At 42.7% G+C, this 13,223-nt stretch carries 7 protein-coding genes; 3 read left to right on the top strand and 4 right to left on the bottom strand.

Translation table 11 applies throughout. From position 1 onward, the window contains the following. The first annotated feature begins 299 nt into the window (after positions 1-299). Together AB3Y96_RS04215 and AB3Y96_RS04210 are read left to right on the top strand one after the other, a co-directional pair. Entirely contained in the window at positions 300-1,226 is a 927-nt protein-coding gene (locus AB3Y96_RS04215) for a winged helix-turn-helix domain-containing protein (protein ID WP_081329535.1), read from the top strand. 350 nt (positions 1,227-1,576) lie between these two features. Next, on the top strand, positions 1,577-4,912 hold the full coding sequence (locus AB3Y96_RS04210; RefSeq protein ID WP_367298563.1) for an autotransporter outer membrane beta-barrel domain-containing protein: 3,336 nt from the start codon (positions 1,577-1,579) through the stop codon (positions 4,910-4,912). Between the two features lie 417 nt (positions 4,913-5,329). Here the strand turns inward: AB3Y96_RS04210 and AB3Y96_RS04205 are convergent, their stop codons facing one another. The 3 genes from AB3Y96_RS04205 to AB3Y96_RS04195 form a co-directional block, all read right to left on the bottom strand. Next, positions 5,330-6,688 (bottom strand): 3-phosphoshikimate 1-carboxyvinyltransferase, encoded by a 1,359-nt coding sequence (locus tag AB3Y96_RS04205; protein ID WP_367298562.1) that lies wholly within the window; start codon positions 6,686-6,688, stop codon positions 5,330-5,332. A 12-nt stretch (positions 6,689-6,700) separates the two neighbouring features. Beyond that, positions 6,701-7,999: a 3-phosphoshikimate 1-carboxyvinyltransferase gene (locus tag AB3Y96_RS04200; RefSeq protein ID WP_367298561.1), complete on the bottom strand. Its 1,299-nt coding sequence runs from the start codon at positions 7,997-7,999 to the stop codon at positions 6,701-6,703. A 66-nt stretch (positions 8,000-8,065) separates the two neighbouring features. After that, entirely contained in the window at positions 8,066-8,800 is a 735-nt protein-coding gene (locus AB3Y96_RS04195; RefSeq protein ID WP_367298560.1) for a TSUP family transporter, read from the bottom strand. Positions 8,801-9,599: 799 nt separating this feature from the next. Here AB3Y96_RS04195 and mutS point away from each other — a divergent pair. Next, on the top strand, positions 9,600-12,158 hold the full coding sequence (gene mutS / locus AB3Y96_RS04190; protein WP_072310288.1) for a DNA mismatch repair protein MutS: 2,559 nt from the start codon (positions 9,600-9,602) through the stop codon (positions 12,156-12,158). A gap of 74 nt (positions 12,159-12,232) precedes the next feature. On the opposite strand, the gene rpoS is transcribed toward mutS, so the two are convergent. Continuing rightward, a complete protein-coding gene (gene rpoS, locus AB3Y96_RS04185) occupies positions 12,233-13,219 on the bottom strand; it encodes an RNA polymerase sigma factor RpoS (RefSeq protein WP_025801555.1) in 987 nt (328 codons plus the stop codon). Positions 13,220-13,223: the final 4 nt, after the last annotated feature.

Raw genomic sequence — 13,223 nt, 5'->3', positions numbered from 1 at the left:
CTCACGCCTGAACATAAGACCTCACAAAATATAATTAACACTGGGAAAAATCTTATTTTTCAAAACAGTACAGAACAATAAACTGATTTAACGCTTATTTATGAAATGCTATACCATTAAATCCTTCAGTTATATATTATTTCCATTGATAATAGATATAAGCTATAAATGTCCTACGCTCATCCATGGAACGGAGGACTTATAGCCACTATGAAAACATCTAATTATTTACTTAACGGTTGGCTACGCCAGTAAAATCAATTTATTCATAAGAATATAGCCAATTTCCTGCTGTGCTCATGCGCGGTACGATTTTTTACACACTAATTACCACCACTATGAAGCTGTTCACTGGCAATCGGGGGATGCCATTAGTCGGTGTTAACGAGGTGAATATGTTAGATGACATAAGTTATAAAATTAATGACCTAATTTTATTTACGCCAGCCACCAGCGCTTTATCTTTTGTGAAACAACCGGATATTGAGCCTATTCTTATATCCAATATCACTAAGCGACTATTATTACTGCTACTTACTCACCAAGGTGAAGTCGTTAGTAGAAATCTACTATTTCAGAAAGTATGGGATAATTATGGTTTAATATCCAGCGATAGTAATTTAAATCAATGTGTTAGCAAGTTACGTCGTTTAATAAAAAGCATGGGGCTAGATGAAGAGTTCATCACAACCGCGCCTAAAATGGGTTTTATGCTGCGTAGCGAAATACAAATTGAAGCAGAGAAGTGTGAGCAAGATGAAAATAATTCTCAGCAAGAACCGTCAATTACTGAGAGAACGCATAGTCCTCCAGTTCAGCCAATAGAAACGCTCTTTGTACAAAAAAAAATCAGCGGCAGGCGAAAAAAATGGCTGTTATTGGCAAGCATTACGCTAGCCGTTGTAATTCTTATTGCAACGTTATCCATTTACTATCTATCCATAAGTAGAGAAATTTACATTGGTAAAGTCGGTGAGTGTAAAACGTTTATTGCGGACAACTCCCTCTATAGCCCTATCACAGAGGATGCTCGCAATAACATACTGGAATTCCTAAAGGCAAAAGAAGTTCGCTGCAAACCTGACGACTATATTTTGGTCAATCGAAGCAATAGGGTAAACAGCTATATTTCTGACATATCGAGAATCTTTGTTGTTAAATGCAAAATTTTGCGTGAGAACAAAATAGAAATATGTGAAAGCATCACTAATGAAAGATCCCTTTAGCTAAATTAAATTATCTTTAACTTTTCCAATGCCCGTAATTCCTTCGGGCATTTTTATTTCTGCGACCGTCACCACTTAAAAAGCTAAATTCATATTAAAAGGCTTATCACATCAAGTTCCCGTCAATTAACCCCCACAATAAAACAAAACTTAAAACTTAATAAACATTAATCAAAACAAACAATAAGAATAAAAAACTGTAACTACACAAAATGACAGTTTAAAATTCCAATTAATTTTTATTGAGTTAGGATAAAGGCATAAAACTAAGGGTTATTGATGATTCTACTTACATGGATGGTTTCTCTGGTTAGAGGCATTCCTGAATGGAAGAAGAAGGGAGAATAATTATGAAGCAAGTACGCCCGTTAAAAATATCAATGCTTGCCAGCTGTATTTCAGCTGCGCTGATTGCCTTTTCTATTCCAGCTTATTCACTGCCGGTCTCATCGTTACCAGACGACATTCGGGCAAAAATCCCCAACGCCGCAAACACAGAATATAATGCCGTCGCAGGCAGTCCTAACTACGTCTATGTCTGGGCCAATGAGCCCGTGAGAGTCTATGGCGATGACGTGACGCTAAATGGCCCCGGAGGCGAAGCCTTCAAACACACTGTCATGATCAATAATAATACTCAGACAGGTGCCAGCATCGGGGTTATTTTTGGCGATAATTTCACGGCAACTTCTGACGGTACCGACTACGACACCATCCGTACCCACGGTAATGCGAGCACGCCTGATAACCCTATGTTTGTCATTATTGGCGATAACGCCAAAATTTATGCCAAAGGGTCATCCGGCGACGCTATCAACACTGGCTATACATCCTATAGTTTTACAAACGGCACTGGCGGGCTTGGTTCAGCTAATGTTTATGTGGGCAAAAATGCACATATTGAAACATGGGGTCGCTCTGGGCACGGAATATCTGTATCAGCCTTTAGAGACGGAACGCTTGCCGCAAACAGCGTAACCGTTGGCGATGGTGCAACAATCATCAGCCATGGCGATAGCTCCAACGCTATCCGTACCGCTCAATCAGGATCCAGCATTAAAATCGGCAATGATGCTCAACTTAGCACCTACGGCAGCAGCGCTTACTCTGCTTACGCGACATCATCTAGCCAAATAGAATTAGGCAAAAATGTCCTACTCAGTACCGAAGGAACCTCGGCTCACGCACTTTACGCTACCAGCTCAGCAAAAATTCTGGTTGATGACGGCATGACCATTACCACTATAGGGAGTAAAGCATCTGGCATTTATAGTTTTAATAAGGGCGAAGTGACAGGTGGCAGCAATAATACAATTACAACAAACAATACAGATGCCTACGGTATCTACAGCTATTACGATGGCAACGTAGCGTTAGGCCAGACCAATATTATAACCTCAGGCAATGCGGCCTATGGTATCTATGCATATTCAGGTAAAGCCGCGGTAGGAGATGCGTCGTCTATCATCACAAACGGTGATGGCGCACACGGTGTATATGCACGTTTATACAATGCTCGATATACATCACCAGAGGTGACGCTGGGCGATGGCTCATCTATTCAGGTGAATAGCGCCAATGCAACTCACGGAATTTACAGCACGACAGCTGGCCTCGTCACTTTAGAGGGCGGGCTCAATGTGGCCACCGCAGGTCGCCAAACTGACGGTAGCTACGCACTCTATGCAGCCGGCGGCACCATCGATGGCTCTACCGGCGGTCAATATAATATTGACGGTGACATCAACACAGAAGGCACAGGCAGCCTTATCGATTTGAACCTAACCGACGGTTCAGTTTGGAACGGTGCAGCCTATCAAAGCAGCCTCGGTGAAAGCCGCGTAGCGCTGACCAATGCCTCATGGAATATGGACGGCGACTCCTCGGTGAGTGCGCTCACGCTAAATACAGGCAGCCAAATTAACTTTGCCCACAGCGATGCGGATCCAACATTCAAAACCTTAACCGTCACGGGCAACTACCACGGCGATGGCGGGCTATTGGTTATGAATACCCAGTTGGGCGATGATAACTCCCCGACCGACAAACTCGTTGTTACCGGTGATACCACTGGCTCCACTTATGTTGCGGTGAATAATGCGGGCGGCATAGGTGCACTGACCACCAACGGAATTAAAATCATCGAAGTTCAGGGTGATTCTAGCGGTCAATTCGTTCAGCAAGGACGTATTGTCGCAGGCCTGTATGACTATTATTTGCAGCGTGGTGATTCATCTTACACGCCGCCAACTGCTTATGATCCAGCGCAGTCAGTGCTAAATGACTGGTATTTGATTTCCAAACTTCCGCCTGAAGAGCCTGAGCCTCCAGTCGTTGAACCACCTGAAGAGCCCGAGCCTCCGGTCGTTGAGCCACCTGAAGAGCCCGAGCCTCCGGTCGTTGAACCACCTGAAGAACCTGAGCCTCCGGTCGTTGAACCGCCTGAAGAGCCTGAGCCTCCGGTCGTTGAACCGCCTGAAGAGCCCGAGCCTCCGGTTGTTGAGCCACCAGAAGAGCCTGAGCCTCCGGTCGTTGAGCCACCAGAAGAGCCCGAGCCTCCGGTCGTTGAGCCACCTGAAGAGCCCGAGCCTCCGGTCGTTGAACCGCCTGAAGAGCCCGAGCCTCCGGTCGTTGAACCGCCTGAAGAGCCTGAGCCTCCGGTCGTTGAACCTAAAGAACCTGAACCACCGGTAGTACCCAACAAGCCGAAAGATCTGGTCGTACGCCCTGAGGCGGGTAGCTACATTGCCAACCATGCAGCAGGAAATACTTTATTCACGACCCGATTGCACGATCGCTTAGGGGAAACCCAATATACCGACGTATTAACCGGTGAAGAAAAAGTGACCAGCATGTGGCTACGCCAGATCGGTGGGCGTAATAACTTTAAAGACAGCAGTGGGCAATTGAAAACCAGCACCAACCGCTACGTTATGCAATTAGGCGGTGTTATCGCGCAGTGGAGTACGGATGGTTTGGATCGTTGGCACCTTGGCCTGATGGCTGGTTACGCCAATGCGAAAAGCCACACCCACTCAAATAAATCGCGTCATGACTCGCGTTCAAGTATTGATGGCTATTCCGTCGGCGCTTACGGTACTTGGTATAACAACGATGCAGATAAGACAGGACTCTATGTTGATACCTGGCTGTTGTATAACTGGTTTAAAAACTCGGTAAACGGTGATGATTTACCATCCGAATCCTATGACTCTAACGGTTTCACCGGATCTGTGGAAAGTGGATATACCTTTAAAGTGCGCGAAAGCGAACGCCGCAAAGTGTTTATTCAGCCTAAGGCACAGCTAACGTGGATGGGTGTCAAAGCGGATCGTCACATTGAAAGAAACGGCACCCGAGTAGACAGCACGGGCAACAACAATCTGCAAACCCGACTTGGCGTTCGAGCCTATATGCAGGGTAATGCAGCGCAAGATGACAACAAAGATCGTACCTTCGAACCCTTCGCTGAGGTTAACTGGATCCATAATACCCAGCGATTCGGCGTAGAGATGAATAATGTCAAACTGTCCCAAGACGGTGCACGCAACATTGGTGAGGTAAAAGTCGGTATTGAAGGGCAATTCAGCCAACGCACCAGCGGCTGGATAAATATAGCCCAGCAAATCGGCGATGCCGGCTATAACGATACGTCTGGGATGTTAGGAATTAAATATAGCTTCTAAGCTTTGTTTCTAACGCCTTCGTTACATGAACAGCCCGCCTTCTTGACTACCTTCAATGAAGCAGGGCTGTTCATGTTAAGCAAATTTCGGGACCGGGGCTCGATATTCCATCGAACTCCGGCCTTTTGCAGTCAGGGCTATTCTGTAGTTTTGTACTAGTAGATGCTTTCCTTTATCGTACTTCTCAGCTCGTTAATACTACTTATCTGAGGTAAAAGCACTCCGATTACCATATAACACGCAAATATATCCCCACACTTTAAAATTTTTAATCTGCAAGAAAATCCCGTTTTTATACGCTGTCACATTAATAATATGTAGGAATACTTAGCCCCCGACAGACCTATAAAAGCCATCTGCGATACTGAACCACTATAGTATCAACTATATAATTGATACTATAGTGGCTCACCAATATCATAAATCTTCCTGAATAGGTGATGATATTTTCATTTCCATTACATCTGCCCCTAATGAATAGATATCAGAAAAATATTCTGGGTAGGTTTGCCCAACATGATACGGCTCTTTAATTAGAATAGGATTCTTGCAATGTAGACCTATGGTTGTAAGCCCCATAATTAAAGCATGATCATAATGGCCATCAACAATTACATTCCCTTCGTAACCATTAGGGTTACCATATATGATCAATTTATCATTCTCTTCTTCAGTTTTTATTCCTATTTTTAACATTTCAAGTCTATAGTCAGAAATACGATTTGATTCTTTATAACGAATGTGCTCAATGTTATAAAACACACTTTTTCCATTAGCAAATGCCGCTCTTGCTACAAGAGCAGGAACAGCATCGGGGGCAAGAGAACCGTCGAAATCAAGAGGTATAATTTCCTTTCCATCCGATTTTATATTAATAGAGTTATTACCTACACTAGTAATACTAGCACCACTTTCAATCAAATAATTAATAACAGCACCATTGCCGAGTTCTTCTTCAAAAAAACCATTTAGAATAACATTTGATGATAATGAAGAACAAAGAGTTAAAATTGCTGACGCACTTGCTGGATCTGAACCAATACTGAAATTTGATGGCTTAAATTTTTCTTTTCCACTGATGAAAAAATCCCTAAAACCATTATCATATCCAATATCTACTCCTGCACTACTCAAATTATTTATTGTTGTATGAACCATTGATGGTGCTGTAATTTCATCAATAACCTTTATATGCAAATCTCTATCACTTACCGCACCCAAGTAAAGAAGCCCACTTAAAAACTGAGAGCTTTTTCGACACGAAACTTCAGTATAAGAATTTAATTTCCTACTAGACTTTATTTTTATCGGTAAAAAACCGTCTTCACCAATACCCGTGCAGTGTACATTTAGTTTTTGTAAAGCACTAATCATTTCCTTTTGAGAGCGTTTAGCTAGCGAATTAATATAACTAGTAATAAAATATGATTCAGGTAAATATCCTGCAACCCCCATTAGCAATCGTAATACAATACCTGAGCTTTCAGGATTAAAGGTGATTATTTTATCTATATTATTAATATCAACTCCATTAATAACGGTATTATTCCCAATACAAGTAAATGAAGCCCCAAGATTCATACAATTTTTTATCATTGCAGTCGTATTATTTCCTGTGGCTAAATTAGCTATATGACACTTACCATTTGTAAGTGACGATGTTAATATAGCCCTTGTCGAAGAACTTTTTGATGACGGTAAATTAACTTCTCCATACATTGAATCAGTTGGTGATACTTTAGCATATAAAGGAAAGTTCCCACCATAATATTTCATGTACCCTCCACATTAAAAAAATTTTACTTTTGCGCCTAAATAATTCAAATGATGAATAAAATCTGGAAATCCATCATCTAATTTATCAGCTCCATCAACAATAGTTTTTTCTTTCGCACCTAATGCTATAATTATATTCGATGCACAAATTCTGTGATCTTCATAACTCTGCAACTCAGCCCCTCCTGCGACAGCCCCAGAACCTTTAAGGTATATTCCATCAAAGCGTCCGTTACTATCAAATAGTAAACTAGTCTCCCCCCCCATCAATCTTATATTTTCATTTATAACAAGTGATCTTTGACATTTATGATTATTAGTAGATGACACCTCCCTAAAAACCATCTTATTATAAGAGTTTATTGATGCGGATATAATATTAGATGCTACGGATGGAAGCTCGCACAAGTTAACTTCGTAAAGTTCATGAGTTCTAATACAATTGGAGTTAATTTCAACTATATTATTTCCCACATTTATTTTCAATCCTAACATTTCATATATATTAAACATTCTAACCTCATTAATAGTACCACCATAAAAATAATTTTTTATTCTTATCTTTGATTTTTTGTTAATACTAAGCAGAGAGGATGCAATATAACTTACAGAAGTAAAATCAGAAGGGATATTAATCTCAATATTTTTCATTACATAAGGAGTTAAGTGATAGTGATCATCAATTATTTTGATTTTACATTCAAGTAGTGACATTATATCTGTGGTAATCTTCACATATCCAAATCGACACCCACCACCCATAAATTTTATCTGGCCGTTAGTCAATGGAGATATTAATAATAAGAACGTCAAAAACTGTGTACTTTCATTTGTGCCAACCGGGCTTTTAAAATCATATTTTTTCCTTGATATTGAAAAAATATTTTCATTTATTTTTTCAATGTCTATGTTCAAATGTGAGAGATAGCCAATATCAATCAGAGATTTTCTATTGAACAGCGAGTTGTTACATTTTATTTTTATATCACCATCAGATAATGAAGCTAAAGCAAGAGTAATTCTAAATAGCATCCCTGAACCATTCGCCAATATAATGTCACTACATTTAAACGGAGGCCTTACTCCTTTAACTATAATTTTATTATGAGTCTTATACAAAACATTCAACCCAAATTGCTGTAATGCAATTAACAAATCCTCTGTTTCTTTACACCAAGATATATTATTAATAACTGTTTCAAACTCATTTATAAGACCAACTAACAGCGCTCTTTGAATATGTGGTTTCGAAGATGGAATGAACACATCACCATTAAGGATTGAATCAGAATCAATGCTCACTTTACTCATAATATCTACCTTTAGTTTTTAGTAATTTCGTTTCATCCTTTACATGACTCATAAATAAGGTTTAAACTAATTATTATTGAAACAAAAATAATCATTGGTTTTATTATTTTTTTTTCCTTTAGTAATTACTAGTTTCGCCCCAAAATACCCACCAAATATTTGACCTATAAGCATAACGATTCCAAGTGGCCAGATTATTTTTCCACCAAAAATGAAAAACAACACAGATGCTATATTTGATGATAAATTTAAAAAATTAGCATTCATCTGTGCTTTGTCAATGTGAACCCCCCACAATGAAATGTAAGCTATAGTATAAAAAGTTCCTGCACCAGCCCCCAGAAAACCATCGTAAAAACCAACCAATGAAATAATAAAACAAAATAGACATAGTGAAACTCTACGATTGACATTTTTATTATTAACTGTTGGTGTTAATATGAAATATATAGCTATCGCAATCATTATTATTGGTATTAATTTCCTTAAAAAACCAACATCAATAAACTGGATTAAAACTGTACCAACTGCAGCACCGACAAAAACACTAAAAAAAATGAATTTCCCAGTTTCTAGATCAATACCTCCTTTCCTCAAAAAACATAGCCCGGAGGTTACACAACTCCCAAAAGATTGGACTTTATTAGTTGCTAATGCATTAGACGGAGGCAACCCTAAAAGTAATAACGCACTAATAGATAAAAAACCACCACCACCTGAAACAACATTTATAGCACCTGAAATCATAGCAATGAAAAACATTACTATATATAAACTATAATCATGAAACATGACATACATGAGATGTCACCTCATTGAATAGAATTTAACCAACCTATCTACACTAATTAGAAAAAAAAGAACTTGATTATTCATCAAGTTATTATGCATTTTTTAGATATCTATTGTTTTTATTGATTTTTATATTTTTAACCAAGGAAATGAATTAATTTTTATTTTTATAATTGCAATGAATGTCGCAAAAGCCATCATATCTACCATTGAGTTCCATTCCTCCATTTAGTACTCCATTGGGCTATTTCTCAACAAGCTTCCATCTACGTACGGGTGATAGATACTACCTATAAATAGCTTGAAATATAATATAATAACAATCATCTCATCGACAAACCAGTGGAAAGCTGCCACTAATAATCACTATTAAATTTACACAATTAGTTTATTTATTCATATTATTAGCAGCTGTCAGATCATTTGCTAATGTTGATCTCTCATCGAGCTACACCTTACTCCCGACCAAACTACTCCTCACTGAACTATTGCTATCACTTATCTTGCCTTCACCAAACAGACCATCGCAGCAGCAACATCTAGTTTGAAGTATATTGCTCCGCATGATTTGCACACCACTGTGAGATGATCATTTTTCGATGCATGCAATAGTGCTAGCAAGGTTACATAACAAACTTGCGAAGCACTTCCAGATATTAACTATGTCAGTTTGCAGATCCCTACGTTAGTATAGTGCCCTAAAAAATCGTTCTGGATGACTGCTTCTCCAAACGATTTCGTGATGCTTAAACAGAATCTAAAAAATCACGATAATCTTAAAATTCAATATATTAGATATAGAAATTCTATGAGTGACATGACAAACCTAGACTCACACACCCCGATGATGCAGCAGTACTTAAAACTGAAAGCACAGCATCCTGATATCCTGCTGTTCTATCGTATGGGTGACTTCTACGAGCTATTTTATGATGATGCCAAACGTGCCTCTCAGCTCATGGATATTTCGCTAACCAAGCGCGGAGCCTCTGCCGGAGAGCCAATTCCCATGGCCGGCATTCCGCATCATGCCGTTGAAAACTATCTCGCAAAGCTGGTACAGCTCGGTGAATCCGTCGCTATTTGTGAACAAATTGGCGATCCGGCAACCACCAAAGGGCCTGTCGAACGCAAAGTGGTTCGTATCGTCACGCCGGGTACCATCAGCGATGAAGCGCTGCTTAAAGAGCGTCAGGATAACCTACTAGCCGCAATCTGGCAGGACGCGCGCGGCTTTGGCTTTGCGACTCTCGATATTAGCTCTGGCCGTTTTCGCGTTGCCGAACCAGCCGATCTCGAAACCATGGCCGCAGAACTCCAGCGCACTAATCCGGCAGAGCTGCTTTACCCCGAAGATTTCGGCTCTATGCCGTTGATTGAAAACCGCAGAGGCCTGCGCCGCCGTCCGCTTTGGGAGTTTGAGTTAGACACCGCTCGGCAACAGCTGAACCTCCAGTTTGGCACCCGCGATCTCAATGGTTTCGGCGTGGAGCAATCAACACAGGCGCTGCGTGCGGCTGGCTGTTTGCTGCAATATGTGAAAGATACGCAACGAACCACGCTGCCTCACATTCGTGGTATTACCATCGAGCGCCAGCAAGACGGCATTATTATGGATGCCGCTACCCGCCGAAATTTAGAGCTCACTCAGAACCTATCCGGCGGCGTTGAAAATACACTGGCCGCTATTTTGGATTGCACCGTTACGCCAATGGGCAGCCGTATGCTCAAACGCTGGGTGCATATGCCGAGCCGCGATCACAAAGCGCTCAATAATCGTCAACAGGCTATCGAAGCCCTTCAGCCTCTGGTTGAAGATCTTCAACCGCTACTGCGCCAAGTCGGCGATCTTGAACGAATTCTTGCCCGTTTAGCTCTGCGTACCGCTCGCCCACGTGATCTTGCGCGCATGCGCTATGCATTCCAGCAGCTACCTGAAATTCAGGCACTCATCGGCGACCATGCTACGCCTCACATTGCGACGCTGGCGAAAAACGCCGGTCAGTTTGATGAGCTGAAAGCATTGCTGGAAAGAGCGGTCGTAGAAACGCCTCCTGTTCTAGTTCGCGACGGTGGGGTCATCGCACCAGGCTACAACGAAGAGTTAGACGAATGGCGCGCGCTGGCCGATGGCGCTACCGACTATCTCGATCGTTTAGAAATTCGCGAACGCGAAAAGCTCGGTTTAGACACCTTGAAAGTCGGTTTCAACGGCGTGCATGGCTATTACATTCAGGTCAGCCGTGGCCAAAGCCATTTAGTGCCGATTCACTATGTACGTCGCCAGACCTTAAAAAACGCTGAACGCTATATCATCCCTGAATTAAAAGAGTATGAAGACAAGGTTCTGACCTCAAAAGGCAAAGCATTGGCGCTAGAAAAGCGTCTCTATGAAGAACTGTTCGACATGCTATTGCCTCATTTGGCCGATCTTCAGCAAAGCGCCACCGCGCTGGCCGAACTGGATGTGTTGAGCAATTTGGCCGAACGCGCTGAAACGCTAAACTATGTCCGTCCAGAACTCAGCGATAAGCCCGGTATTAAAATCGTTGGCGGACGCCATCCCGTGGTTGAGCAAGTGCTCAAAGAGCCTTTCATTGCTAACCCGCTGTCACTTTCCCCACAGCGCCGCATGTTAGTGATCACCGGCCCGAATATGGGCGGGAAAAGCACCTATATGCGTCAAGCCGCGCTCATTGTGCTTATGGCGCACATTGGTAGCTTTGTGCCTGCTGAGAAAGCCGTGATTGGGCCTGTTGACCGCATATTCACCCGCGTGGGCGCAGCCGATGATTTGGCATCGGGCCGTTCAACCTTCATGGTTGAGATGACCGAAACCGCCAATATCTTGCATAACGCCACGGAAAACAGTCTGGTGCTGATGGATGAGATTGGTCGCGGGACATCGACCTATGACGGCTTATCGCTGGCGTGGGCCTGTGCCGAGAATCTCGCCAGCCGCATTAAAGCCATGACGTTATTCGCCACGCATTACTTCGAATTAACCACGCTGCCAGAAAAACTGGAAGGCGTGTACAACGTTCACCTCGATGCCCTTGAGCATGGTGACACCATTGCCTTCATGCACAGCGTGCAAGATGGCGCGGCCAGTAAAAGCTATGGCCTTGCGGTTGCCGCGCTGGCAGGCGTTCCTCGTGATGTCATCAAGCGTGCAAGACAAAAACTCAAAGAGCTGGAAACCTTGTCGGCGCAAACCGGCAATAGCCAAATTGACGGATCACAGCTTCAGCTTCTAGCTGAACCTGAAGCCTCTCCTGCCGTAGAAGCTCTGGAAACGCTCGATCCCGATACACTCACGCCGCGTCAGGCATTGGATTGGCTGTATCGCCTAAAAGGCATGGTTTAAACTCTAAACTTGAAGCATAAAAAAAGGTGAAGCCGCAAAGCTTCACCTTTTTATTTTATGCATTATCGAAAGTCTTATTCGCGGAATAGAGCCTCAATGCTCAATCCCTGTCCTTGCAGGATTTCACGCAGACGACGTAAGCCTTCAACTTGGATTTGACGCACACGCTCACGGGTTAAACCGATTTCGCGCCCCACATCTTCCAAGGTAGCAGCTTCATAACCCAGCAGACCAAAACGACGCGCCAAAACTTCACGTTGTTTCGCGTTAAGCTCAAACAGCCACTTAACAATACTCTGCTTCATGTCATCGCTTTGCGTGGTATCTTCCGGACCACTTTCATTCTCATCGGTGAGAATATCCAGTAAGGCCTTCTCTGAATCGCCCCCCAGCGGAGTATCCACTGAAGTGATACGCTCGTTTAAGCGCAGCATACGGCTAACGTCAGTGACCGGACGATCTAACTGCTCAGCAATCTCTTCCGCGCTCGGCTCATGATCCAGTTTGTGTGAAAGCTCACGTGCAGTTCGCAGATAAACGTTCAACTCTTTGACAATATGAATCGGCAAACGGATCGTACGTGTCTGATTCATGATAGCCCGCTCAATCGTTTGGCGGATCCACCATGTTGCATAGGTAGAGAAACGGAAGCCACGCTCTGGATCGAACTTCTCGACGGCACGGATTAAACCTAAATTGCCTTCTTCGATCAGATCTAACAGCGCAAGGCCGCGATTGCTATAACGACGGGCGATTTTCACCACCAGACGCAGGTTACTTTCGATCATTCTACGACGAGACGCTTCGTCTCCGCGTAACGCTCGTCGGGCAAAAAAGACTTCTTCTTCTGCGGTTAGCAGCGGAGAGTAACCGATTTCGCCCAAATAAAGCTGAGTAGCATCAAGTACACGTTGTGAAACGGCCTGTGCCATCAGTTCATCGGATGAATCAACCTCGGTGGGTTCTTCAACGAGTACCTTCTCGTCAAACGCTTCTTCCCCGTTCTCATCGAAGTCTACTTCTTCATTTAACTCGTTAACTTTCAGCGTATTCTGGCTCATAGCT

Source organism: Hafnia alvei, assembly GCF_964063325.1.
GTDB classification, from domain to species: Bacteria; Pseudomonadota; Gammaproteobacteria; order Enterobacterales; family Enterobacteriaceae; genus Hafnia; species Hafnia alvei_B.
Note: the sequence above shows the minus strand (reverse complement) of the source record. Positions and strands in the feature narration are given on the sequence as shown.